A 22,970-nucleotide genomic window follows, 5' to 3' on the forward strand; every position below is an offset into this window, starting at 1 on the left:
AACAATCGCAGGCACAGCGACGGCTATTTCATTGCGGCTGCGCCTTCATTACAAAGCCGCGCGTGCTGCGGGCGTTAAACGGTGAAGCATGGAAAGCAGAGCTCGCAGAAAATATGCTTCGATGATGTTGGAGTGTCGCTATAGGGTAGAAACACTGCGTGACTTTACGTCCGGAAAAACACACTGCACCTATCTTCAGACCACGATTGAATCGGAAGCCCTTCAGTTACGGAAATTGCTTGAGCTGATTGCGTTCTCCACGCTCGTGTCATACCAAGAGGCCTATCGGTCTGTGAGAAGCGATATTGCGAAGGATTGGCATGCAGCAAGGATCTTGCGCAAGATTGAAGGCATTAATCCTGAGTTCTACCCAGTCCCAATAGACGGTTCTAATCGGCAAGGTTGGAAGAGATTGCAAGGTGGATACCTCACGAGAAAACAGTTCGAACGGCTATACGATAAATGTGGAGCTATGCTTCACTCGCAGAATCCGTTTTCGAAAGGGAAGAGTTCATTGGCCTTCCATAAGAAAGTACCTGAATATTTGGAGAGGATTGAGATCCTATTGTCAGAGCACCTGGTGGAGCTCGCTGAATCACGAGAGCTCATTCATGTGATCGCTCCGATGGAAGAAAATGCGCCAATCCAAGTCCGGCACTTAGTGCGGGAAACGAACCACGTTTAACAAATAGCGTAAGGCGGACGGCTTTCAGCCGCCGCTTCTCTTAGCGTTAAACATATAGAGGAATAGATCTAGTGTTATCACCTCGCACGATCCGACTGCTCCTAAGGCATTTCGATGCATTAGATGATGTGGTGGCTAGCCGACTCACACGTAAACGACCCTGGCAAGAGTAAGCTCTGACTGGGCTTCTGTGTGATTTACTAGATGCGGAAACCCGAGAGGAGGAAAGGGTCTCTTATACGCTTTCGCAACTCCTCGAAGATCTTGGGGAAACCGACGAGGTAAATTGCGAATAAGTCCCTAGACCTGAGACAATCGAAAGAAGCGGGAAGAAGCGGACTTGATCGTACTTTCCTTACCATGTTGATAAACTCACCATGTTGATGATGAAGATGGTGATGAAGAATATGGCAGCACAACATCGCGTTGCTCGGCGGTCCCTCCCGACAGGCCCCGTGACAGCGGCGTATGAACGCAAGGTGGATGTGGAGGAGATGCGACGAGATGACGCGCAAGTCGCTCTGGCGGCAAAACTCGATGCCCTGCATGAGTCTCTTTCCTCGCTCCAACCAGTACCCGTGCGCACCGACAGACCGACAGAGAGCAGCTCTACAAGCAGCAGTCCGCTGTTACTGTTACTGACGCGATCCTTGGCATCCGCTCAGTCCTTTCTTCGAAAGAAATTCCATTTGTGGTCTTTTGGTCCACCACCGCGAGGCATGTACATTCATGGACCGGTCGGGGTCGGCAAGAGCTTTCTAATGGATCTCTTTTACGCGTCGGTTAATGTTCCTGATGATTCTTGCTGTAATAATGACAGCCACAGCTTCAAACACGTAAAAATTACCAAACGCCGCGTCCACTTTCATGAATTCATGCTAGACGTCCATCATCGAATCTTTGTCTACAAACAGAAGCACCCACGAGATGATGCGATACCCATCATTGCGCAGCAATTGGCACAGGAAGCCCAACTCCTCTGTTTCGATGAATTTCAAGTAACAGACGTTGCCGATGCCATGATTTTGAAACGACTTTTTTTATTATTATTGGATTGGAATGTCGTGGTGGTGGCCACCTCGAATCGCTCCCCCGATGCCTTGTATGAGGGAGGCATTAACCGATCCCTCTTTTTGCCATTCATAGACATGTTAAAACACACGTTCGACATTATCTCCATGGAGGATTCCGCCAAGGATTATCGACTCGAAACTCGAGCTGATGGTCAATCCTATTTTTGGTCAAACAAGGATGTTCACGGCGTTAATAATAGTGATAACAACATGCAGGCGCAGTTGAAAGAAATATTTGGTGGCACTGCATCCGGAACTGAGGCCGAGGCCATTCGCGTACCCTTCGGTCGCACCATCCAGGTCGCCCGATTGAATGACCGGTGCGCCTGGTTTGACTTTTCCGAGTTATGCTACCAACCACTCGGCGCGGCCGATTATATTTCCCTCTGCGACCGATTTCAGGTCCTCATCATGGACCAGGTGCCGCAATTAGACGCCAATCACCTCGACGAAGCGCGACGATTCGTGACCCTCATTGACGTGTGTTATGAATCTCGCACCCGCTTGGTGCTAGCGGCAAAAGTCCCGCTCGATGAATTATTTGTCGAGTTTGAAGTGCAAGTTGAAAGCAGTGATGGAAATGAAGAGTTGTTTGTCAGTGAGAAGGGGGGGAACTCGAGTTCCTTTGCGACGACCATGATTCGCACCAAAGAGGGTGACCAATTTGAGTGGTCGGCGACGGGTCGAAGTGGCGTGTCACTGGCACAATTATCGGCCGCCAATGATCTCGTCTTTTCCTTTCGACGAGCCGCGTCTCGGTTGGTAGAAATGGGTGGAAAGGAATGGGGACGGCAATGACGAAAGCTCTTTACCTTGTAAACCATTGAACCTATGGCAGATTTTTACCTAGGGAACATGCGAATAAGTCCCTAATATGAAATAATCTGCCACAAATGATAACTCAGAAAGAACCCATCATGAGCCATCAACTTACTTTTGCAGATAGTGAGTTTTCCAACAAGCGTCGTAAAAAGTAAGCGATCCATAAACCCCATCTGCGTGGATCGCTTTAGATCAGTAAGTGGGTACTTGCCCGCAACGCCAAGGCAGAAGTGTTTCGTAATCCTCGGCGGACGCTGATGGAGGTGACTTTAATTTTTCGCACGCACGGATAAATAGCGGCGACGGTTACTTTCAGCTACTAGAGGAAATAATTTACGGAATTGATAAAGGGCTTAGGCCAATTATCCACTTTGACATGCACGGATCCCAAGAGCGCGGTTTAGATATTGGTATAACTGGAGAGCTTATTGACTGGGAATCGGTCATTGATAGCCTTAGGATTTTAAACATCAAGCTTAATAACGAGCTGGTTATTCTAATGACGGCGTGCCATGGCCTTCATGCAATCCTGCCAATTAGCTTTGAGAAAGTAGCTCCATTTTTGTGCCTAATAGCACCCGAGCAAGAAATTAAAATCGGGCGTATTGAAGACAGAGTTCCAGAATTTCATCGCGAGCTATTTTCCTCAGGCTCATTAGTTCACGCATGCCAAAAGCTCGGAAATGAGTTTAACTATTTTCATAGCGCAGAGTTTCTCTTTAAAACCCTAACCGGATATGTTTCCGTTTTGAAGATGGCGATGCGTATGAAGTCGAAGTGTGTGACTACCACTGAGTGAGGTGATGACTATGGCTATTCTTAATACTGCCGGCATGCAGCGCAAGCCAACTCATCCTGGCGAGATGCTGAGGGAGGATTTCCTTCCGGACTATGGGCTATCCGTTGCCGGGTTGGCTGAATCTCTGGGTGTTTCTCGCCAGTCAATTAATGAATTACTGCGCGAACGCCGTGCTGTCAGTCCTGAAATGGCGCTTCGGCTTGCCCGTTTGTTTGGTAATTCACCAGAGTTCTGGCTGAATGCGCAGCGTTCTGTTGATCTTTGGACGGCGGCTCAGACGATCAAAGAAGAAGTGGATCGGATCAAGCCCCTACATGCTGCATAACCAAGCCATGCACCGTATGCCAAAACCTCCGCTTCGCTGCGGTTCTGTCACCGGTGATGGCGGGCGTTAGTCCAGAACAGGAGATGCGCGTGTATACAGGCAATTGCTTGTGCGGTGGGGTTCACTTCCGGATTCAAGGGGAGCTGGAGCCCATTCAGGTGTGCCATTGTTCCCAATGCCGCAAAGCACAAGGCACAGCCTTCGCTACAAATACACCTGTGAAGGAAACCACTTTCCTGTTGGACGGCGGAGCTGAATTGCTTCGATCTTTCGAGGCGTCGCCGGGTAAACAGAGGGTTTTTTGCGGTAAATGCGGGTCGCCGATCTACAGCAAAAAAGACACTCTGCCTGGTGTGCTTCGCATCCGAGCGGGGCTCATCAATGAGCCGTTGGCAGCAAGGCCTGCGGCTCATTTCTATACTGGGTCAAAAGCCAATTGGTGGTCCATCAACGACGACCTGCCCCAGTTCGAGGCAGCATATGTTCCGCAAAAAGCCAAATAGCGGGTTTCAGTTCAGCGTCTGATCTTCTGCGGGGTTGGCGCTCTCAGGCTGCCTAGGCGGCGTATTTGTCTTTCATCAGATACGCATAGGCCGTATTGAAAGCAACCTCCTGGTAGACCTTGAGGTCGGTTTCGGCGTAGTCAATCTGTATCGGGTTGCGCTTCAGTGATTCCTTGATGTCGGTCGTGGACAGGATTATCACGTCCAGGTCGCTGATCAGTTCGATTGCCGCTTCCAGCTTGAAACCAACCGCACCGCCGGCAAATTTACCTTTCATCGGTCGCTGGCGAATAACCACCCTATCCACCTGGTAATCCTGCATCAGCTTGGCAAAGGTCTGCTGAAAATAGCGCAGCTCGCGTGTGCTGTTGATGTCTGTCAACGTCAGCCGCCTGGAGCGGAAATCCGGCAGCTCAAAGATGTCGTCAGACAGGGACAACAAACATAGATTCACATCATTACTGTTGATTTCAACGCCACACACTTTCATAGAGCACCCGATTTGGCTAGATCCGCGCATTGTAGCGCAAAATCCCTGGGCGCTATGGATGTTGCCGCCAAATTGCCGACTGCCCGGATTTGCGGCGCTGAAAACCTGGTTGGGGTGCTTGAGTGCTCGTTCCTTACTGTCTAAGATGTTTGACCCAATTCCAGCGCAGGACCTTCGCATGACCGATACTGATTCGCTACCTCCCTTACCCGATAGATTGTCGACCAATCCACGCAGCCCGCATTATGTGGAAGCCATTTTCGAACATAATGTTGGTATCAAGCTGAACGGCAAAGAACGCACCAATGTGGAGGAGTATTGCATCAGTGAAGGCTGGATAAAATCCCCTTCTCCCAAGGCGCTGGATCGTCGCGGTCAGCCGTTGCTGATCACATTGAAGGGCAAGGTTGAAGCCTTTTACAGCTGAGTGTTGTGCTGTTTCTGGCCTCCGCATCCACCGAGCAATAACGTCTTATATCAGTACAATCCAAGCCCCAAGCTACCTTCTGTAAACGTAGGCTTATCCAAGACCAGGGAATGCATTTTGACCAACAATGATATTTTGCGCCGCTTACGTTATACGTTTGATTTGAAAGACAGTGCCGTAATCGACATATGTGCCTTGGCAGATACTGACGTAACGCTAGAGCAAGTAGCTGGCTGGTTGAAGAGAGAGGATGACGATGGTTTCCTCAAGCTCAACGACCGCAGCATGGTCGCTTTTCTGAATGGCCTGATTATCTTCAAGCGTGGCAAGCGTGATGGAGTGCAACCACCCCTGGAAGAGCGGCTTAACAATAATATGGTTTTGCAAAAGCTGCGGATTGCGCTCAATTTACAGGCTGAAGACGTTCTGCATGTATTGGAGCTAGCCGACTTTCGTTTAAGCAAGCACGAATTAAGTGCTTTTTTTCGCAAGCCCGGCAATAAGAATTATCGTGAATGCCAGGATCAGATCCTGCGCAAGTTTTTGCTCGGCATTCAACTTCAATTAAGACCCGGCGAGATTGACCCGGAGCTGGAGTAAAATCCGGTGTGCTTCAGTCTGTTCTGTTGGTGTTTGTATTGAGCCAGAGCAATAAAAAAGGACCCCGAGGGGTCCTTTTTTCATTTATGACTACCAGGCTCAGGGCTGAGTAGCCGTTACCGCATCCAGTGTTACCAGAGTCTGTGCAAGTGCACGACCGTTAAAGGTAGCACCCGTTTCCATCACGATCTGGGTCTTGCTCAGCAAAATACCTTTGAGTGTTGCGCCTGTGCGCAGTGTCGCTTGACCAGACACCTGCCAGAAGATGTTTTCAGCCCGGGCGCCGCCTGTCAGTTGCACGGCTACGCCAGTACCCAGCAGAAGATCCTGTGAAATCTGCATGATCCACACATCGTTGGCGCCGCCATCAAAGGTGAAATCAGCTGATGCACTTACTTCGGTGCCCCACTTGTACAAACCGGGAGCGAAGATCTCATTGCTGATATCACCGGCACCCACTTCAGTGGCCGTTGGGTTGCTGCGCCCTGCCGCGTTATTGAAGGCCAGCTCCATATCGCTGATCGCAGTGGTCAGGTTGGTCGGTGTGGGTGAAGCCATGTTGGCGGCGTAGATCTTGCCCGTTACCAGTCCAGATTCGGAGAAGGTGTTGGACGAGTCACGTGTCTGCGCGAAGCCAGTGATTGCAGCTTCGTCGATCGGACTTACGCCGATATCACCCGTGATAGCGGTGACGCCGGTTGTAGTGATACCGGTCTTGGACAGAATCACGAAGTTGCCGGCAGTACCCAATGGGACCGGATCCGGGCCTTGAGCAAGCGCCTGCGCGACAGCTGTGGTGAAATCCACACTCTGGTTTGCTGCCAAAGCATTGGCCGGATTGGCCAGGTCAGTTATCGCGGTGGTCAGGGTCGCGGTGTACAGGGTACCAGGCAACAGGGCTGCGGTCGGATTGAAAACCGCAGTGCTACCGGTATAGCTCACCGTACCTGAAACCAACACGCCTGCTGTTTCCAGCGTAAAGCTGTCAGCAGTTACCGTGGTGGGATCTACGCTCTCGGAAAACACAGCGGTGATATCCCGATTGACCGGCACATCCGTTGCGCCATCAGCAGTACTGAAGCTGACCGTAGGTGCAACTGCATCTGCCGTGCTGCCCGTAGTGAACTGCCAGCTGAGATCTTCTTCCAAGGCGACGCCTAGAGCATCTTCGACGTCGGTAGTCAGAGTAGCTGTATACAGAGTGTCATCTGTCAGACCACTGTCCGGGTTGAAGATAGCAGTGCGTGTGGGCGCATCATATGAGACCGCACCGATGACCGCTGGACCGCTTTCGCCTTGCAACAGGAATGAGGTGCTGTTGATCGTGCTGCCGTCCATATCCTGGTTGAAGGTAACAGCCAGATTCTTGTTGCTGTCGACGCTGGTGCTGCCGCTGATCGGGCGGACTGCCTGGATCAGGTCGGAGTCCGCGATTTGCACCAGGGCTGGCGTGGTCGGGGCTGCAACATCAGAGCTGCTGCCACCGCCGCCACCCAGACAGCCTGCCAGAGCAAGACCTGAGAGCACGATAGCGCTGACCGCCAGTAACCTGGCGATAGGAAGAGATTTTTTCATGGAGATTACCTATGGTCGAATGCTGGCTGCCCGATAATCGGCAACCGCTTTCGGTGATGAGGAAACTCGAATCTGAAACAGACGCGCTCAATCCCTGATTGTTATCAGTAAAATTCAGGATTGGGAGATGGCGTCGGGATGGGAGTCTGGCGCAATATTCGCTTACCGAATCAGTTATACGCGCTATCCGAGTAAATAGGTGGGTTATTTCATGGAGACTCATCAGGAACTCTGCCGGGCTGCTGTGATACCCCCACCCCACCTACTCTGCTATCATTCACCCCTTTTTCATCCGTCCTCAACAGAAGCCGAATGTCCATGCCCAGCCTCACGACACCTCGCCAGATCCTCGTCACCAGCGCCCTGCCCTATGCCAATGGCTCGATCCATTTGGGGCACATGCTTGAATACATCCAGACTGACATCTGGGTGCGCTTTCAGAAGCTGCGCGGTAATCGGTGCATTTACGTGTGTGCCGACGATGCCCATGGTTCGGCGATCATGTTGCGGGCAGAGAAGGAAGGCATTACCTCCGAGCAGTTGATTGACAACGTAAAAGCCGAACACACAGCGGATTTCGCCGATTTTCTGGTCAACTTTGACAACTACCACTCCACACATTCGGAGGAGAACAAATACTTCTCCGAGCTAATCTATGCGCGCCTGAAAGAAGCTGGCCATATCAGCACGCGCTCGGTGACCCAGTATTTTGATCCCGAGAAGGAGATGTTTCTTGCCGACCGCTTCATCAAGGGCACCTGCCCCAAATGTGCGGCAGAAGACCAGTACGGTGACAACTGCGAGAAGTGCGGCGCGACCTATGAACCGACCGAGCTGAAGAACCCGCGCTCGGCGATCTCCGGCGCGACGCCGGTATTGAAGGATTCCAAGCATTTCTTTTTCCGTCTGCAGGACTTCAGTGACATGCTCAAGGAGTGGACGCGCAGCGGCACTCTGCAAGATGCAGTCGCGAACAAGATTGCCGAGTGGCTGGACTCCGGGCTGCACGAGTGGGACATCAGTCGTGATGCCCCCTACTTCGGCTTCGAGATTCCCGGTGAGCCGGGCAAGTACTTCTATGTATGGCTGGATGCGCCTATTGGCTACATGGCCAGTTTCAAGAATCTGTGCGAGCGGCATCCGGAGCTGAGCTTTGATGCCTTCTGGGCTGCCGATTCCGAGGCCGAGCTGTATCACTTCATCGGCAAGGACATCATCAACTTCCATACGCTGTTCTGGCCGGCCATGCTCGAGGGTGCAGGCTTTCGCAAGCCAACCGCGGTGAATGTGCACGGGTATCTGACGGTGAACGGACAGAAGATGTCCAAGTCCCGCGGCACCTTTATCAAGGCGCGCACCTATCTGGACCATCTGTCCCCGGAATACCTGCGCTACTACTACGCGGCCAAGCTGAGCCGCGGCGTGGAAGACATGGACTTGAGCCTGGATGACTTTGTACAGAAAGTGAATTCGGATCTGGTTGGTAAGGTTGTGAACATTGCCAGCCGCTGCGCCGGCTTTATTCACAAGGGCAATGGCGGTGTCATGGTTGCGGCCAACCCCGCACCAGAGCTGACTGAAGCCTTTGCTGCGGCTGCGCCGAGCATTGCCGAGGCCTACGAAAAGCGTGACTTTTCCAGGGCTATGCGCGAAATCATGGGCCTGGCGGACAGAGCCAACGCCTGGATCGCCGACAAGGCGCCCTGGTCCCTGAACAAGGTGGAAGGCAAGCAGGACGAAGTACAAGCCATCTGCTCCCTGGGTATCAACCTGTTCCGCCAGTTGGTGATCTTTCTCAAGCCGGTACTGCCGAAGCTTGCAGCTGATGCCGAAGCTTTCCTGAATGTGCCGGAATTGACCTGGAGCAGCCACGAGACACTGCTGGCCGATCACCAGCTCAACGCGTTCCGCCCACTGCTGACTCGTATCGAGCCAGCCAAGATTGAAGCCATGGTCGAAGCCTCCAAGGAAGATCTGGAAGCCGCCGCCAGTGAAAGCGCCCCCGCTGCTGCGGGCAATGGTGAGCTGACAAAGGAACCGATTGCCGAGGAGATCGATTTCAACACCTTTGCGGCAGTGGATCTGCGCGTGGCATTGATCGAAAAAGCCGAGTTCGTCGAGGGCGCAGACAAGTTGCTGCGTCTGACCTTGGATATTGGTGACGCCAAGCGCAATGTGTTCTCCGGAATCAAGAGCGCTTACCCGGATCCGGGCAAGCTGGAAGGCAGGCTGACGCTGTATGTAGCCAACCTGGCTGCGCGCAAGATGAAATTTGGCGTGTCCGAGGGTATGGTGCTTGCCGCAGGTCCCGGTGGCGAAGAGATTTACCTGCTCAGCCCCGATGCGGGCGCCAAGCCAGGCCAGCGGGTAAAGTAAGACCAGCGTTTCCCAGCGATCACACTATGGTTAGGTAAAATGACGGAATTTGCCCTCATCCTGGTCAGTACCATACTGGTCAACAATTTCGTACTCGTACAGTTTCTCGGGCTGTGCCCTTTCATGGGCGTATCAAGCAAGCTGGAGACGGCCATTGGCATGTCGATGGCGACGACTTTTGTGCTGACGCTGGCGTCGATCCTCAGCTACCTGACCTTCCAGTACATTCTGGTGCCCTTCGAGCTGGAATTTCTGCGCACCATTTCGTTCATCCTGGTGATCGCCGTGGTCGTGCAGTTCACCGAGATGGTCGTACACAAGACCAGCCCGCTGCTGTATCGCGTACTGGGCATTTTCCTGCCACTGATCACCACCAACTGCGCGGTGCTGGGTGTGGCGCTGCTGAACACCAACCGTGCCGAGCAGACCTTCATGAAGTCTGCGGTATACGGGCTGGGCGCAGCGCTGGGCTTCTCCTTGATCCTGATTCTGTTTGCCGGCCTGCGTGAACGCATCGCCATTGCCGATGTGCCCGCCCCGTTCCGCGGCGCAGCCATCGGTATGATCACTGCCGGGCTGATGTCCCTGGCGTTCATGGGCTTCACCGGCTTGATAAGGTTGTAGGCATGTCTGTCGTCATAACTGCAATCCTGGTCCTGCTCATACTGGCGTTGATCTTTGGCGCGATACTCGGTTACGCGGCCATCCGTTTTCGGGTCGAAGGCGACCCCATTGTTGACCAGATCAACGCCCTGCTGCCGCAGACGCAGTGTGGTCAGTGTGGTCACCCTGGCTGCAAGCCGTACGCTGAAGGCATCGCCAATGGCGGCGAGCCGATAAACAAGTGTCCGCCAGGCGGCGAATCAACGATCCAGGCCCTGGCTGATCTGCTGGATGTGGAAGTGCTGCCTCTGGACGCTGAACACGGCGAAGAAAAGCCGCGTACCGTTGCCTATATTCGCGAAGCCGAGTGCATTGGCTGCACCAAGTGCATTCAGGCCTGCCCGGTGGATGCGATCCTGGGGGCGGCCAAGCAGATGCATACCGTTATAGTCGACGAGTGCACCGGTTGCGATCTGTGTGTTGAGCCCTGTCCGGTTGACTGCATCGATATGGTGCCACTACCCACTACCACGCAGAACTGGAAATGGGACTACCCCCTGCCGCCGCAAGGCTTGATTGCTACTGACCGGGGAGCCCTCTGATGGAACAGCCGATTCGTATCTGGGATATCCACGGCGGCATTCACCCCGAGGAAAACAAACACCAGTCCGTGCAGCGCGGCCTGGAGACGCCACCACTGCCCAAGCGTCTGATTTTGCCGCTACTGCAGCACATTGGCGCGCGCTCAGAGCCCGTAGTGGCGGTGGGCGACTCTGTGCTCAAGGGCCAGATGCTGGCCGAAGCCAGCGGTATGGTGAGTTCAGCTCTGCATGCCCCAACCTCAGGCACGGTCACCGCAATCGGTCCGGCAGCCTTCCCCCACGCTTCAGGGCTGGAAGAATGGGCTATAACCCTGGAAAGCGATGGCAGAGACCAATGGACGACCTTGCAGCCCATTGTTGACTATCGCCAACTCGAAGCGCCTTCTCTGCTTGAAATTATCCGCACCGCGGGTATCAGTGGTATGGGCGGCGCTGGTTTTCCGACGTCCGTAAAGCTCAAGGCTCGGCCGGAGCAGAAAATCCACACCCTGATCATCAACGGTACCGAATGCGAGCCATACATTACCGCTGACGATACAGCGATGCGTTACCGGGCGCCGGAAGTGGTCTCCGGTATCGAGATCCTTATGCACATCCTCAAACCGGACGAAGTCCTAATCGGTATTGAGGACAACAAACCCGAAGCCCTCGAGGCCATGCGCCGAGCCGTGGGCGATAAGGCCATGCAGGTGGTGTCCTTCCCGACAAAATACCCCTCGGGCGGCGAGAAGCAGCTGATTCAGATCCTGACCGGCAAGGAAGTACCCAGCGGGGGACTGCCGGCCGATATCGGCATGGTGTGCCAGAACATCGGCACCATGATCGCGATCCATGATGCGGTTATTCTCGGTCAGCCGCTGATCAGCCGGGTGACTACCCTGACAGGCGCAGCCCTGAGCCGTCCGACCAATGTACTGGCTCTGATTGGCACGCCGATCCGTGATCTGCTGGAGTTTGCAGGTGTGCAGCCAGACAAGCTTTATCGCCTGGTCATGGGCGGGCCGATGATGGGATTTACCCTCCAGAGCCTTGACGCCCCGGTGATCAAGACAAGTAACTGCCTGCTCGCCGGTACCCGCGATGAACTGCCGCCGCCCCCCGCAGCACAGCCCTGCATTCGCTGCGGCTTATGCTCGGAAGTCTGCCCCGCCGCTCTGCTACCCCAACAGTTGCACTGGTTTGCGATGGGTAAGGACTACGACCAGCTCAAAAGACTCAACCTGTTTGACTGCATCGAGTGCGGGGCCTGCTCCTACGTTTGCCCCAGCAGCATTCCACTAGTGCAGTACTACCGTGCATCCAAGGCGGAAATTCGCGCGCTGGATCTACAGCAGCACAAGGCAGACCATTCCAAACAACGCTTCGAGCATCGCCTGCAGCGTCTGGAACGTGAAGCGGAGCAAAAGGAGCTGGAACGCCAGGCGCGTGCCGAGAAGGCAGCGCGGATGAAGGCGGCCAAGGAACAACAGGCGGTGAACGCAGCCAGTGTGTCCGGCGAAGAACAACCCGATGTTGCCCGTTTGGAAGCCAACAAGCCCACCGGGCTCACTGCAGATCAGAAGCAATTGAAGATCGCCGCTGCTACCGCCCAGATGGCGCTTAAAAAGGCCCGCAAGCAGTTGGCGAGCAATCCCGACAGTGACGAACTCAAAGCCCAGATACCCGAGCTGGAAAACGCCTGCGAGCAAACTCAACGTGCCTATGATGAGGCACTCGGTGAGACATCGGTCAAGACGGCCCCGCCTCCCTCCTCCGGGGCGGATGACGAAGCCAAGCGGCTGAAGATCGAGGCGGCCATGATCCGCGCTTCCCTCAAGAAAGCAGAGCGCGCCGCTGGTGAGTCGCCAACCGAGGAGCAGCAAAAGGAAATCCATGCCCTGCGTGAACAGGTGGCAACCGCAGAGGCACGCCTACCCCAGGTCGATACGCCGAAGAAACCGGTAGACGAGAACATAAAGAAGGCCAAGCTGGATGCCGCGATGGCAAAGGCAGAGCTGAAGAAGGCGGAGCGGTCACTGGCAGAGAACCCCAGCGACCCATCGCTGCAAGCTGGGGTGGAAGGCGCCAGGTCAAAACTGAACGACGCCTTGCAAAAGGTCGAACAGTCCGAGGCCAACAGCACAGTCCCACCGCCTGCCCGTGAGCGAGTCGACAAGAAACCGATAGACGACACCACGCGACAACTGAAAACTGACATGGCGATGGCCAAAGCTGCGTTCAGGAAAGCGGAGCGAGCCCTGCAAGATGGGCCTGATAACCAGCAACTGGAAGCCGAACTGACCGAGGCCAGAAAAGCGCTGGATAGCGCTGCCAAGGCCTTCGCCGATCACATGGCCAGCAAGGAGACCGACTGATGGCTCTGGTGCGTATGACCTCGCCCCACGCCAAGGGCAACAATCGCACGCAGACCATCATGCTCTGGGTTCTGGCTGCGACGCTTCCCGGTGTGCTGGCAATGACCTGGTTCTTTGGCTGGGGCACATTGATCAACATAGTGCTGGCAAGCGCTTTTGCTTTGGGTGCCGAAGTGCTGATCCTGCGAATACGCAAGCGTCCGATCAACTTCTTTATCAGTGACGGCAGCGCGCTGGTTACCGCCTGGCTCCTGGCCTTGGCTTTGCCACCCCTGTCACCCTGGTGGTTGGTGCTGATTGCTACCAGCTTTGCGATTGTGTTTGGCAAACAGCTATATGGCGGCCTGGGGCAGAACCCATTCAATCCGGCCATGCTCGGATACGCAGTAGTGCTCATCTCCTTTCCAGTGGAGATGACCACCTGGCCAGCCTGGCGTGGCGTAGGTGAAGCATTGCCGGACGTGCAGGCCACCCTGGGGTTACTTGAGTCTCTGCAGCGTGTTTTCTCAATTGGCGTTCAAGCGATCGATGGCTGGACGGCAGCTACACCGCTGGACGTTCTGAAAAACAACGACAGCCTGACCATGGCAGAGCTTGCATCGCAGCAGCCTGTTTTCGGCGCCTTCGGGGGCAATGTCTGGGAGTGGGTCAATCTTGCCTACCTGGCCGGCGGCTTATTGCTGATTTACAAAAAAATATTCACCTGGCACGCACCCGTTGGCATGCTCGGCGCGCTATTTGTCATGAGTCTGTTGTTCTGGGGTGGATCGGGTTCCGGCTCCAACGGGTCGCCACTGTTCCACCTGTTCAGCGGCGCCGCCATGCTGGGGGCATTTTTCATTGTCACCGATCCAGTATCCGGGGCAACCAGCAAGCTGGGACGACTGGTATTCGGTATGGGTGTTGGCGTGCTGGTGTATATCATCCGCGCCTGGGGCGGCTACCCGGACGCAGTTGCCTTCGCTGTGCTGCTGATGAACCTGGCCGCGCCCACCATCGACTATTACACCACTCCGCGCACATACGGCCATCGCAAGGCTGAGCGCGGCATGGGCAAGGTGGACTGACCATGCAAAATCCGCTTACCGCTGGCAGCTCGGTTGTTCGCAACAGCATCATCCTCGGGGTATTTGCGATGTTTACCGTGGGGTTGATCGCCGTTACCCAGCAAGGCACAGCAGAACGTATTGCCGAAGAAAAGCGCCGCATCCAGATGAGCGCCCTAACGCAAATCCTTCCCGAGGAGCAGCATGACAACGACTTGCTGGATGACACATTTGTCGTCAGCGACAAGGCATTTCTGAGCCTGCCAGCTCCGAGCGAAGCCTACCGTGGCCGTGTAGACGGCGAAGTAGTAGCTGTAATCCTGCCGGCGGTAGCGCCCGATGGCTACAGTGGGCGTATCGATCTGTTGGTGGGTATTCGTGCCGACGGCGAAATCGCAGGCGTACGCGTGACCAGTCACCGTGAGACACCCGGCCTGGGTGATAAGGTGGAGCTGGCCAAGAGCGACTGGATACTGGAATTCAACGGCACAAGCCTGACCATGCCCGCCCCTGAAAACTGGGGCGTACGCAAGGACGACGGTGCATTCGACCAGTTTGTCGGAGCAACAATCACACCCAGGGCCGTAGTCCAGGCAGTTTATCGCGCATTGCATTACTTCGAAGAACATCGCGCCACGCTGCTGGAAACAACCGAACAGGAGCCTGCCAATGGCTAGCACCAAACTCTCCCAGATTACCGCTCAAGGGCTTTGGCATAACAATCCGGGGCTGGTGCAGCTGCTGGGGCTCTGCCCCCTGCTGGGCGTTAGCAGCACGGCAGTGAATGGCCTCGGGCTGGGTATCGCCACCATTCTGGTTCTTGTCGGTTCCAACCTGGCGGTGTCGATCATACGCAGCGCTGTGACCGATGCCGTCCGGCTGCCTGCCTTTGTGATGATAATTGCCGCGCTGACCACCTGTATCGAATTGCTGATGCAGGCGTATACCTACGAACTGTTCCTGATCCTGGGCATCTTCATTCCGTTGATCGTCACCAACTGCGCGATTCTGGGCCGGGCCGATGCCTATGCCTCCAAGCATCCGATCCTGCCCTCGGTTGTGGACGGTTTCATGATGGGCCTGGGGTTCGCCCTGGTGCTGCTGGTCCTGGGCATGCTGCGAGAGCTGGTGGGCTATGGCACTCTCTTTGCCGGTATGGACCTGCTGTTGGGACCCATTGCAGCTGACTGGCGGATTGTTGTGTTCCCCAACTACAAGGATGTGCTTTTCGTGATCCTGCCGCCCGGTGCTTTCCTGTTCATGGGTCTGTTGATTGCCCTCAAGAACGTGATTGACGGCATTGTGAAGGAGCGGGCTGCGGCAAGGGCGGCAAAGCCCGCTGCGGGCGGCAAGCGGGTGCGCGTAACTGGCACGGTGAACTGAGCAGGATATGAACAAGCAAAAACGCCTGGAAATCTTTCAGCGGTTGCGCGAGGACAATCCGACCCCGACTACCGAGCTGCACTACAGCACCCCCTTCGAGCTATTGATTGCCGTCATATTGTCTGCACAGGCTACCGATGTAGGCGTGAACAAGGCCACTGCCAGACTCTACCCGGTGGCCAATACACCCGAGGCCATTTTCAGTCTTGGTGTGGCAGGCCTCTCGGAATACATCAAGACCATCGGGCTGTTCAATAGCAAGGCACGCAATGTGATTGAAACCTGCCGCCTGCTCATGGAAAACCATGACAGCCAGGTGCCCGATAACCGCGAGGCCCTGGAGGCTCTCCCCGGCGTGGGTCGCAAGACCGCAAACGTCGTCCTCAACACAGCTTTTGGTCATTCGGCCATGGCCGTGGATACGCATATTTTCCGCGTCAGTAATCGTACGGGCATCGCCAAGGGGAAGAACGTTCGCGAGGTTGAAGACGGACTGATGAAACATGTACCTAAGGATTTTCTGGTAGATGCCCACCATTGGTTGATCCTCCACGGACGCTACGTCTGCAAGGCGCGCACGCCACAGTGCGGGAGTTGTCGCATTGAAGATCTGTGCGAATACAAGCACAAAACCTCCTAGTAGCAAAACCTTCGCCCTCAGCTGTACTCATGATTGAAAAAATCTATTTCCGCTTGGCTCGATCAGCCGCTATAAGGTGCGCAAATGGCAACGTCACTGTGGAGTTGAGTCATGGCCAAAGCAAAAACCGAGATAGAGCTGGACGACGACGATTTCGTGGAAGAGGACGATACGCCTGATACGGATTCTTCAAGCAATTCCAAGAACAGTCTGACCAAGCGCCGACTGATAGATAACTACCTTGAAGAGCGCCGCTTGCAAAAGCAGTTACTGGACTTTGATTTCGAGGAGTAATTCTGCCGAGCAGTTGCGCTAGCGACTTCGACAGCGGCGGCGTGATCAGATATAAATATCTATCACACCGCTGACCCTTATAGATAAACATAATCAAACCCATCGTATAATTCTGTTTTGACAGCTTCAGTGATTCGTATACTCTCTGTTCATACGGGAATGATTCCCATTAACAGGATTTGGGGTATATCATGATCAAGACAACAACCTTCGCGATTATGCATTTTTTCATTGCCTTTGCCGTTGTATACGCAATGACCGGCAGCTTGCTGATCGGGGGTGCGGTTGCTCTCGTGGAGCCGGCAGTCAATACGGTCGCCTTTCACTTTCATGAAAAGATCTGGAAGCGGATAGAGCAGCGCGGTGGTGTCAATTTTGCTGGTCGGTTTCGCTCAGTCATTCGTGCCTGAAATAACCTGAATTACGCAATTTTAAGGGCGTTGAGGAACTAATTGCCGTATTTTGGGTACTACTTGTGAACCCGCCACGGAATAGCTCGATGCCCAGACTCCTTCTCTCCCTTTTCTTCGCCACTGTTACGCTTGGTGCACCAGCGGTAAGCGCCGACGATTTCAGCTATCCGGACATCAACGCCTTTCTATCTACTATCGGAGGAACGCCAGAGCCTCTGCGTGCCACAGTACCTAGTGAACCAGATATTCAGCAGGAAGACCTGCGGGTCAGGGTGATACCGGACCGCACACTCCCACCTGCTTTTGAGTTCTACAGTAAAATGGGCTTTCGCGTTGCCTGGCATGACGAGCCTGCACCCCTGGTCTTTCTTCTGGCCGGTAGCGGCTCGGGTTATGACAGCGCGCGTCTGGACTACCTGAAAGCGCTGTATTGGCAGGCCGGTATGCACGTGATTGTCATGTCTTCACCGACCAACTTCGACTTCATTGCTTCGGCTTCCACCAGCGGCCTGCCAGGCCTGGGCCAGAGGGATGCGCGCGATCTGCACACGGCAATGTCTGTAGCCCTGGAGCATGCACGCAACAAAACCGGGCTGGAGGCAACAGAGTTCAGGATGGTGGGGTTCAGCTTGGGAGCAATGAACGCGGCCTTCGTCAGCGAACTTGATGAACACCTGGGTCAATTCGACTTTACCCGAGTACTGATGCTCAATCCGCCCGTGAATCTGTACGACTCGATCAGGCGCCTGGATGCGCTATCCCACACCAACGTGCCGGGTGTAGACAGTACCGAAAGTTTCTACGAACACATTTTCGACAAGCTCTCGCGTTATTTTGCGCAGCGCGGTGATAGTGATATCGAGAGCACCGTATTTGAAGGCATTCAGACCTCTGAAGAGGCGCTGTCCGATGCGGAAATGGCCATGCTGGTCGGCGCCGTCTTTCGCTTTGCTGCGGCGGATCTCAATTTCATGGCCGACCTGATCAACGACAAAGGACGATACGCTCCTACTAACCAGCGTATTACAGTCAGCACTTCGCTTACTCCCTACCTGCGCCGAGCCCTGTTCTGTGATTTCAGCTGTTATGTGCGTAACCAACTGTGGCCTGACTGGCAAAGCCGCAATGCCGAGAAGACCATTGAAGACATGGCTTTTGAAACCAGCCTGCAAAGCATTGATGATCATATTTCCGGAAACACGCGCATGGCGGTGATTACCAATGCTGATGACTTCATTCTGACCCGGGAAGACTATCGCTACCTCGCCGACACCTTTGGAGAGCGTGCGTACCTCTTCCCACGGGGTGGCCACGGCGGAAACTTGCAACACCAGGAGGTGACTGCACGCATGTTGAGTTTTCTCGAAGGAGCCAAACCATGAGCCGGATTGCAATCAGCCTTGTTTGCATGTGTGCGGCGGGTAGCCTGCACGCTCAACAAAACGTACCCGAATATACCGATCCGCTTGAAGGCATTGTTATTCACGAGGGTAAGGGTTATCAGTTTGAGCGTTCCAGCCTTCGTGCGTTGAATGTCCAGGATCCGATTGAGGGATTCAACCGCCGTATCTACAGGTTCAACGCGCGCTTTGACGACCTGGTCTATCTGCCTGTGGTGAATACCTATGAGTGGGCTACACCCAGCTTTGTTCGGACGGGTGTTTCCAACGTTTTCAATAATTTGGGAGATGTTCCCAATCTGGGCAACAGTCTTTTACAGGGCAAGGTGCGCAAGAGCATGCGCACAACAGCCCGCCTGCTGTTCAACAGCACACTGGGTGTTCTGGGCCTGTTTGATGTGGCAAAGAAAATGGGGCTGCCACAACAGAAGGAGGACTTTGGTCAGACACTGGGATACTACAAGGTGCCACCAGGACCCTATCTGGTTCTACCGTTCCTCGGGCCCTCCTCCCTGCGCGATGCTACTGGACAGGCAGTGGACTGGACGTTTGAAGACTACGTGGAATTTCTCAACAACCGTGAAGTGAAAAACAACAATCCTTCGCTCTGGGCTCTTCAAGCTGTGGATTTGCGCTATCAGAATGAATTCCGCTACGGCGCCCTCGACAGCCCCTTTGAATACGATCAGGTGCGGTATCTGTATACCAAGCTACGTGAGTTGCAAATCAGCCAGTGAGGCAGTTGCAAGCTGCAAGCCTCAAGCTTCAAGCGGCAAGTTGTCCGAGTTGGTTGGGGGTTGGAGCTTCGAGGTGGGCTTTTTGGCTGGAAGCTGGAAGCAGTCTGAGTGAAAGCCGGTTTCGGATCTGGGTTGGCTCCGGCTTTAGCTTGTAGCTTGTGGCTTGCAGCTTGTAGCTTGCAGCTTGTAGCTTGTAGCTTGCAGCTTGTGGCTTGTGGCTTGCCGCTCCCGGCTCGCCGGGCCTAGCCGGGCCTAGCCGACTCTGAAGATGATGTGCTCTTCCCAGTCATCTTCCGGGACGGCGTCTTCGGCTTTCATGCGGCCAGCCTGGGAAATGCCTGCGCCGTGAACGGCGTCCGGGTCGCCGCAGATCAGGTGGTGCCAGGGAGGCAGTTCATTGCCTTCGGCTATGCGGCGATATCCACAGGTGGGTGGTAGCCAGCCGAATTTGGCGGCATCGCCCGGGGTGAGCTGGATGCAGTCGGGTACGTAACGCACGCGGTCAGCGTAGTTGCTGCACCGGCAGGTGTTCAGATCAAGCAATTTGCAGGCGATGCGGGTGTAGTAGATGGCGTTGGCATCGTCTTCGTCTTCCAGCTTCTGCAGACAGCATAAACCACAGCCGTCACAGATTGACTCCCACTCTGCCTGGTCCATTTCCTCCAGGGTCTTGCGCTGCCAGAACGGCTCTACACGTTGTGCCATGATCAGTTCTCCTCGCCCAGCACATCGGCAAGAAAGACCATTGCACTGGCCAGGTCGAAGGGCCAGTCCAACTCCGCACCGGTGTCTTCTCGGCGTAATACTGGTATGCGCAATTGATATCGCTCCATCATCGCATCGCTTTCGGTAATATCCTGCTCGCGGGGGCGTAGTCCGTTACCTTGCAGGGGCGCCAACTCAAGAGTCGCGGCCTCGCACAGGTGGCAGGCGGTGGTACCGTAAAGCGTCAGATCAGGAACAGCGTTCATGGGCGGTAGTGTCAGAATTAGCAAATGAGAAGATGGCCGTTATTGCCGGGCATATGGTAACCCGGAAGCGCCCGACAGAACATGACCAGACAGCCCAGCTGATGCTTGGCAGCTCCGGCGCCATGCAACATACTCAAGACCCTGCATGGAGACAAGAATGGATTGGGAAACACTGCTGTGCCGCGAGCGACTGGGCAAACCGGTTGCGAGTAACGAAGAGTTGGGCCGCACGCCCTTTCACAAGGACCATGACCGGGTTATTTTTTCTGGCGCTTTTCGCCGGCTGGGCAAAAAGACTCAGGTGCATCCGGTATCAAGCAATGATCATATTCATACTCGCCTGACGCACAGCCTGGAAGTCGGTTGCGTTGGGCGTTCACTGGGTATGCGTGTAGCCGAGATGCTCAGGGGGGAATTACCCGCCTGGTGCGAGCCCGCCGACATCGGAGTGATCGTGCAGGCCGCCTGTCTGGCCCATGACATAGGCAACCCGCCCTTTGGCCATTCCGGTGAAGACGCGATCCGACACTGGTTTCACCAGGCTGACCGCAAGGGCTGGCTGGAGCCGTTGACGGACGCGCAGCGTCTGGACTTTCTCAGCTTCGAGGGTAACTCTCAGGGTTTCCGTGTGCTGACCGAGCTGGAGTACCACCAGTTCGAAGGCGGTATGCGCCTGACCTACGCGACGCTTGGCGCCTACCTGAAATACCCCTGGACGGCTCGCCACGCTGACAGCCAGGGATACAAGAAACACAAATTCGGCTGCTATCAGGCCGAGTATCCATTGCTTGAGCAGATTGCCGGCAAGTTGGGCTTACCCCTGCAGGCCGAGCAGTGCTGGGCTCGCCATCCACTGGTCTACCTGGTCGAAGCAGCCGATGACATATGTTACGGCTTGATCGACCTGGAAGATGGCATGGAGATGGAGCTGCTGGATTATTCCGAGGTTGAGCACCTGTTGCTGCAGTTGGTTGGCGATGACCTCCCGGAAACCTATCGCCAGCTCGGCGCAAAGGACTCCACCCGCCGGCGTCTGGCTATTCTGCGCGGAAAGGCGATCGAGCATCTGGTCAACGCTGCGGCGGAGGCTTTCATCAATCAACAGACGGCATTGCTGGCTGGCACCTTGAAAGGCGACCTTGTCGAGCATATGCACCCCAATGCTCGGCGCTGCGTGCTCGAAGCCAAGAACATGGCCCGCGAAAGAATATTCCAGGACAAGCGCAAGACCCTGCATGAGATCGGCGCCTACAGCACGCTTGAGACTCTACTGGACGCTTTCTGCGGTGCGGTCAACGAGCAGCATGCAGGCCAGAATCTGAGTTTCAAACACCAGCGGATTCTCGACCTGATGGGCAACAATGTGCCCAAACCTGACTGGGATCTGTATCGCAGTTACCTGCGGGTAATCGACTTCATTGCCGGCATGACTGACCTGTATGCCGCCGATATGGCCGCACGGATTCGTGGTGTCAGCCCTGCCTGAGAGCCCGCTCGGTGTCGAGGCGCAAGTGCTCAAGCAGCAGATCAGCGAGCATGTAGTAGGCGCTGACGGCCTGTGTGGCGATATTGAAAAACTCTCTGGCACGCAAGGCGCGATGAGAAGGATCACGCAACAGAACGTCTATAGCCTGGAGTAGTTCATCGACCCTGTCTTCTGCCTCGCGCACTGGTTTAGCCAGGGCATCTCGCAGAGTAGGCTCAACGCTCAATTTGGCAGGTGCCAGATACAGCTGTTGGTGGACAAGCTGGCAAAGGCGCTCGAGCTCCTGGTGCTGCACCTCATTATTGTGCCGACGTGCGGCGATGCCCGTGCCCACCGCTCTGGTCTTGCCAAGCAATTCGGCATTCTTTAACAGGTCAAGCCAGAGCCCTTCGGGTTGCGGCGCCAAACCGCCGAGGCATATGAGGTCATGGCGATGGCCCAGGGCTTCAATTGTGGCAAGTATCAGGCTGGTCAGATCGTGGTGCAGTTGCAACACCTTGAGCGGGTCTCCCGCGTGGCGCGCCTGTTCTATCTGCTCCCACAGGGGAATCACCTGGCGCCATGAGTCGTGCCAGGCCAGATTCGCGCGATGACCCTCGGTACGCTCAAGCAACCTTGTGACGTGGGCATTTACGGTCCAGCGATCACTTTCCAGGGCATGGGCGCCCGACATGACACCAAAACAGAGACCCCGATGCCGCTGTGTTTGCTCCAGCAATTCACGTAGCAACCGCAATTGACTGATGGCTCGCATGCGCGCCTCCAGGCGTAATCTGGCAGCACGTCGTTTTTGCCGGGCGCGTGCAAACAGCAGCCCGACCAGCACCCCAATCCCTGTGAGCAGCCACCAGACCATCACGCCTCCCGCAGCCGCTTAAACCTCAGAGCGGCCTGATAACAGTTCTATCCGATATCCATCCGGATCTTCGACAAACGCCAATACGCGAGTGCCGTGCTTCATTGGTCCTGCTTCACGTACCACATTGCCGCCTGCTGCCTTGATCTGCTCACAGGCCTTGTAGACATCCAGCACCTCGATCGCGATATGGCCATAGCCATCGCCCAGATCATAGTGGTCGATGTCCCAATTGTAGGTCAGTTCAAGTACGGCATTTTCAGCTTCGTTGCCGTAACCGACAAAAGCCAGAGTGAAACGCCCCTCTTCGTTATCCTTACGGCGAAGAAGAGTCATGCCCAGCACCTCGGTATAGAACGCGATTGACGCGTCCAGGTTACCGACGCGGAGCATGGTATGGAGAATGCGCATGATGGCAACCTTCGGTTGAGCGGCAAGCTACAAGCTACAAGCTACAAGCTACAAGCTACAAGCTACAAGCTACAAGCTACAAGCTACAAGCTACAAGCT

The 22,970-nt window shown here is 55.0% G+C and carries 24 protein-coding genes; 18 read left to right on the forward strand and 6 right to left on the reverse strand.

Annotated elements, in window-relative coordinates:
* Positions 1-1,062 precede the first annotated feature (1,062 nt).
* The 3 genes from zapE to FZF01_RS05410 all read left to right on the forward strand — a co-directional run bounded on the left by zapE (position 1,063) and on the right by FZF01_RS05410 (position 4,207).
* Positions 1,063-2,556: a cell division protein ZapE gene (zapE, locus tag FZF01_RS05395; protein ID WP_150277134.1), complete on the forward strand. Its 1,494-nt coding sequence runs from the start codon at positions 1,063-1,065 to the stop codon at positions 2,554-2,556.
* A gap of 833 nt (positions 2,557-3,389) precedes the next feature.
* Entirely contained in the window at positions 3,390-3,704 is a 315-nt protein-coding gene (locus FZF01_RS05405) for a HigA family addiction module antitoxin (protein WP_150277135.1), read from the forward strand.
* Positions 3,705-3,793: 89 nt separating this feature from the next.
* Positions 3,794-4,207, forward strand: coding sequence for a GFA family protein (locus FZF01_RS05410; protein ID WP_223825412.1), 414 nt, complete (start codon positions 3,794-3,796; stop codon positions 4,205-4,207).
* A gap of 52 nt (positions 4,208-4,259) precedes the next feature.
* Here FZF01_RS05410 and FZF01_RS05415 read toward each other — a convergent pair whose 3' ends face one another.
* Positions 4,260-4,697: a DUF3010 family protein gene (locus tag FZF01_RS05415; protein WP_150277137.1), complete on the reverse strand. Its 438-nt coding sequence runs from the start codon at positions 4,695-4,697 to the stop codon at positions 4,260-4,262.
* A 178-nt stretch (positions 4,698-4,875) separates the two neighbouring features.
* Between FZF01_RS05415 and FZF01_RS05420 the strand changes: the two genes are divergently transcribed.
* Both FZF01_RS05420 and FZF01_RS05425 read left to right on the forward strand, forming a co-directional pair.
* Positions 4,876-5,124: a DUF3297 family protein gene (locus FZF01_RS05420; RefSeq protein WP_150277138.1), complete on the forward strand. Its 249-nt coding sequence runs from the start codon at positions 4,876-4,878 to the stop codon at positions 5,122-5,124.
* Positions 5,125-5,241: 117 nt separating this feature from the next.
* A complete protein-coding gene (locus FZF01_RS05425; RefSeq protein WP_150277139.1) occupies positions 5,242-5,724 on the forward strand; it encodes a YehS family protein in 483 nt (160 codons plus the stop codon).
* A gap of 99 nt (positions 5,725-5,823) precedes the next feature.
* On the opposite strand, the gene FZF01_RS05430 is transcribed toward FZF01_RS05425, so the two are convergent.
* Complete coding sequence (locus FZF01_RS05430) at positions 5,824-7,299, reverse strand: ice-binding family protein (protein ID WP_150277140.1); 1,476 nt, start codon at positions 7,297-7,299, stop codon at positions 5,824-5,826.
* Between the two features lie 318 nt (positions 7,300-7,617).
* Between FZF01_RS05430 and metG the strand changes: the two genes are divergently transcribed.
* The 12 genes from metG to FZF01_RS05490 all read left to right on the forward strand — a co-directional run bounded on the left by metG (position 7,618) and on the right by FZF01_RS05490 (position 19,147).
* Positions 7,618-9,675, forward strand: a complete 2,058-nt coding sequence (gene metG, locus FZF01_RS05435; protein ID WP_150277141.1) for a methionine--tRNA ligase — start codon at positions 7,618-7,620, stop codon at positions 9,673-9,675.
* A gap of 39 nt (positions 9,676-9,714) precedes the next feature.
* The gene (gene rsxA, locus FZF01_RS05440; protein WP_150277142.1) at positions 9,715-10,299 is read left to right on the forward strand and encodes an electron transport complex subunit RsxA; all 585 of its coding nucleotides are present in this window, start codon (positions 9,715-9,717) and stop codon (positions 10,297-10,299) included.
* 2 nt (positions 10,300-10,301) lie between these two features.
* Complete coding sequence (rsxB, locus tag FZF01_RS05445; RefSeq protein WP_150277143.1) at positions 10,302-10,880, forward strand: electron transport complex subunit RsxB; 579 nt, start codon at positions 10,302-10,304, stop codon at positions 10,878-10,880.
* Positions 10,880-13,234, forward strand: coding sequence for an electron transport complex subunit RsxC (gene rsxC, locus FZF01_RS05450; RefSeq protein ID WP_150277144.1), 2,355 nt, complete (start codon positions 10,880-10,882; stop codon positions 13,232-13,234). The genes rsxB and rsxC overlap by 1 nt, the downstream gene beginning before the upstream one ends.
* Positions 13,234-14,301 carry an electron transport complex subunit RsxD gene (gene rsxD / locus FZF01_RS05455; RefSeq protein WP_150277145.1) on the forward strand — a complete coding sequence of 356 codons (1,068 nt, stop codon included), beginning with the start codon at positions 13,234-13,236 and terminating at the stop codon, positions 14,299-14,301. Before rsxC ends, rsxD begins: the two co-directional genes overlap by 1 nt.
* 2 nt (positions 14,302-14,303) lie before the next feature.
* Positions 14,304-14,957 (forward strand): electron transport complex subunit RsxG, encoded by a 654-nt coding sequence (rsxG, locus tag FZF01_RS05460; protein WP_150277146.1) that lies wholly within the window; start codon positions 14,304-14,306, stop codon positions 14,955-14,957.
* Positions 14,950-15,663: an electron transport complex subunit E gene (locus tag FZF01_RS05465; protein WP_150277147.1), complete on the forward strand. Its 714-nt coding sequence runs from the start codon at positions 14,950-14,952 to the stop codon at positions 15,661-15,663. Before rsxG ends, FZF01_RS05465 begins: the two co-directional genes overlap by 8 nt.
* Positions 15,664-15,670: 7 nt before the next feature.
* Positions 15,671-16,303 (forward strand): endonuclease III, encoded by a 633-nt coding sequence (nth, locus tag FZF01_RS05470; protein WP_150277148.1) that lies wholly within the window; start codon positions 15,671-15,673, stop codon positions 16,301-16,303.
* Positions 16,304-16,414: 111 nt separating this feature from the next.
* Positions 16,415-16,597 carry a PA3496 family putative envelope integrity protein gene (locus FZF01_RS05475; protein ID WP_150277149.1) on the forward strand — a complete coding sequence of 61 codons (183 nt, stop codon included), beginning with the start codon at positions 16,415-16,417 and terminating at the stop codon, positions 16,595-16,597.
* Positions 16,598-16,788: 191 nt separating this feature from the next.
* A complete protein-coding gene (locus tag FZF01_RS05480; RefSeq protein ID WP_150277150.1) occupies positions 16,789-17,007 on the forward strand; it encodes a DUF2061 domain-containing protein in 219 nt (72 codons plus the stop codon).
* Positions 17,008-17,096: 89 nt separating this feature from the next.
* Positions 17,097-18,392 (forward strand): serine/threonine protein kinase, encoded by a 1,296-nt coding sequence (locus FZF01_RS05485; RefSeq protein WP_150277151.1) that lies wholly within the window; start codon positions 17,097-17,099, stop codon positions 18,390-18,392.
* Positions 18,393-18,418: 26 nt separating this feature from the next.
* Positions 18,419-19,147 carry an MlaA family lipoprotein gene (locus FZF01_RS05490; RefSeq protein ID WP_373286420.1) on the forward strand — a complete coding sequence of 243 codons (729 nt, stop codon included), beginning with the start codon at positions 18,419-18,421 and terminating at the stop codon, positions 19,145-19,147.
* A gap of 252 nt (positions 19,148-19,399) precedes the next feature.
* Here the strand turns inward: FZF01_RS05490 and FZF01_RS05495 are convergent, their stop codons facing one another.
* Both FZF01_RS05495 and FZF01_RS05500 read right to left on the reverse strand, forming a co-directional pair.
* Positions 19,400-19,852 carry a YcgN family cysteine cluster protein gene (locus tag FZF01_RS05495; protein ID WP_150277153.1) on the reverse strand — a complete coding sequence of 151 codons (453 nt, stop codon included), beginning with the start codon at positions 19,850-19,852 and terminating at the stop codon, positions 19,400-19,402.
* A gap of 2 nt (positions 19,853-19,854) precedes the next feature.
* The gene (locus FZF01_RS05500; protein ID WP_150277154.1) at positions 19,855-20,118 is read right to left on the reverse strand and encodes a glutaredoxin family protein; all 264 of its coding nucleotides are present in this window, start codon (positions 20,116-20,118) and stop codon (positions 19,855-19,857) included.
* A 157-nt stretch (positions 20,119-20,275) separates the two neighbouring features.
* Here FZF01_RS05500 and FZF01_RS05505 point away from each other — a divergent pair, with 157 nt between their 5' ends.
* Positions 20,276-21,604 (forward strand): deoxyguanosinetriphosphate triphosphohydrolase, encoded by a 1,329-nt coding sequence (locus FZF01_RS05505; protein WP_150277155.1) that lies wholly within the window; start codon positions 20,276-20,278, stop codon positions 21,602-21,604.
* Here the strand turns inward: FZF01_RS05505 and FZF01_RS05510 are convergent.
* Together FZF01_RS05510 and gloA are read right to left on the reverse strand one after the other, a co-directional pair.
* A complete protein-coding gene (locus FZF01_RS05510; protein ID WP_150277156.1) occupies positions 21,591-22,460 on the reverse strand; it encodes a nitrate- and nitrite sensing domain-containing protein in 870 nt (289 codons plus the stop codon). The two genes, FZF01_RS05505 and FZF01_RS05510, sit on opposite strands and share 14 nt — an antisense overlap.
* 18 nt (positions 22,461-22,478) lie before the next feature.
* Positions 22,479-22,871 (reverse strand): lactoylglutathione lyase, encoded by a 393-nt coding sequence (gene gloA, locus FZF01_RS05515; RefSeq protein WP_150277157.1) that lies wholly within the window; start codon positions 22,869-22,871, stop codon positions 22,479-22,481.
* Positions 22,872-22,970 lie beyond the last annotated feature (99 nt).

The sequence above is a fragment of the Halopseudomonas salina genome (assembly GCF_008641105.1).

Excerpts from the sequence above, each read along its gene's own strand:
- FZF01_RS05465 (WP_150277147.1), top strand. The coding sequence starts at position 14,950 with ATGGCTAGCACCAAACTCTCCCAGATTACCGCTCAAGGGCTTTGGCAT.
- metG (WP_150277141.1), top strand. The coding sequence starts at position 7,618 with ATGCCCAGCCTCACGACACCTCGCCAGATCCTCGTCACCAGCGCCCTG.
- FZF01_RS05415 (WP_150277137.1), bottom strand. The coding sequence starts at position 4,697 with ATGAAAGTGTGTGGCGTTGAAATCAACAGTAATGATGTGAATCTATGT.
- rsxD (WP_150277145.1), top strand. The coding sequence starts at position 13,234 with ATGGCTCTGGTGCGTATGACCTCGCCCCACGCCAAGGGCAACAATCGC.
- FZF01_RS05495 (WP_150277153.1), bottom strand. The coding sequence starts at position 19,852 with ATGGCACAACGTGTAGAGCCGTTCTGGCAGCGCAAGACCCTGGAGGAA.
- FZF01_RS05475 (WP_150277149.1), top strand. The coding sequence starts at position 16,415 with ATGGCCAAAGCAAAAACCGAGATAGAGCTGGACGACGACGATTTCGTG.
- FZF01_RS05510 (WP_150277156.1), bottom strand. The coding sequence starts at position 22,460 with ATGGTCTGGTGGCTGCTCACAGGGATTGGGGTGCTGGTCGGGCTGCTG.
- FZF01_RS05420 (WP_150277138.1), top strand. The coding sequence starts at position 4,876 with ATGACCGATACTGATTCGCTACCTCCCTTACCCGATAGATTGTCGACC.
- FZF01_RS05405 (WP_150277135.1), top strand. The coding sequence starts at position 3,390 with ATGGCTATTCTTAATACTGCCGGCATGCAGCGCAAGCCAACTCATCCT.
- FZF01_RS05480 (WP_150277150.1), top strand. The coding sequence starts at position 16,789 with ATGATCAAGACAACAACCTTCGCGATTATGCATTTTTTCATTGCCTTT.
- rsxC (WP_150277144.1), top strand. The coding sequence starts at position 10,880 with ATGGAACAGCCGATTCGTATCTGGGATATCCACGGCGGCATTCACCCC.
- gloA (WP_150277157.1), bottom strand. The coding sequence starts at position 22,871 with ATGCGCATTCTCCATACCATGCTCCGCGTCGGTAACCTGGACGCGTCA.
- rsxG (WP_150277146.1), top strand. The coding sequence starts at position 14,304 with ATGCAAAATCCGCTTACCGCTGGCAGCTCGGTTGTTCGCAACAGCATC.
- rsxB (WP_150277143.1), top strand. The coding sequence starts at position 10,302 with ATGTCTGTCGTCATAACTGCAATCCTGGTCCTGCTCATACTGGCGTTG.
- FZF01_RS05490 (WP_373286420.1), top strand. The coding sequence starts at position 18,419 with ATGTGTGCGGCGGGTAGCCTGCACGCTCAACAAAACGTACCCGAATAT.
- FZF01_RS05485 (WP_150277151.1), top strand. The coding sequence starts at position 17,097 with ATGCCCAGACTCCTTCTCTCCCTTTTCTTCGCCACTGTTACGCTTGGT.
- FZF01_RS05500 (WP_150277154.1), bottom strand. The coding sequence starts at position 20,118 with ATGAACGCTGTTCCTGATCTGACGCTTTACGGTACCACCGCCTGCCAC.
- nth (WP_150277148.1), top strand. The coding sequence starts at position 15,671 with ATGAACAAGCAAAAACGCCTGGAAATCTTTCAGCGGTTGCGCGAGGAC.
- FZF01_RS05505 (WP_150277155.1), top strand. The coding sequence starts at position 20,276 with ATGGATTGGGAAACACTGCTGTGCCGCGAGCGACTGGGCAAACCGGTT.
- rsxA (WP_150277142.1), top strand. The coding sequence starts at position 9,715 with ATGACGGAATTTGCCCTCATCCTGGTCAGTACCATACTGGTCAACAAT.
- zapE (WP_150277134.1), top strand. The coding sequence starts at position 1,063 with ATGTTGATGATGAAGATGGTGATGAAGAATATGGCAGCACAACATCGC.
- FZF01_RS05430 (WP_150277140.1), bottom strand. The coding sequence starts at position 7,299 with ATGAAAAAATCTCTTCCTATCGCCAGGTTACTGGCGGTCAGCGCTATC.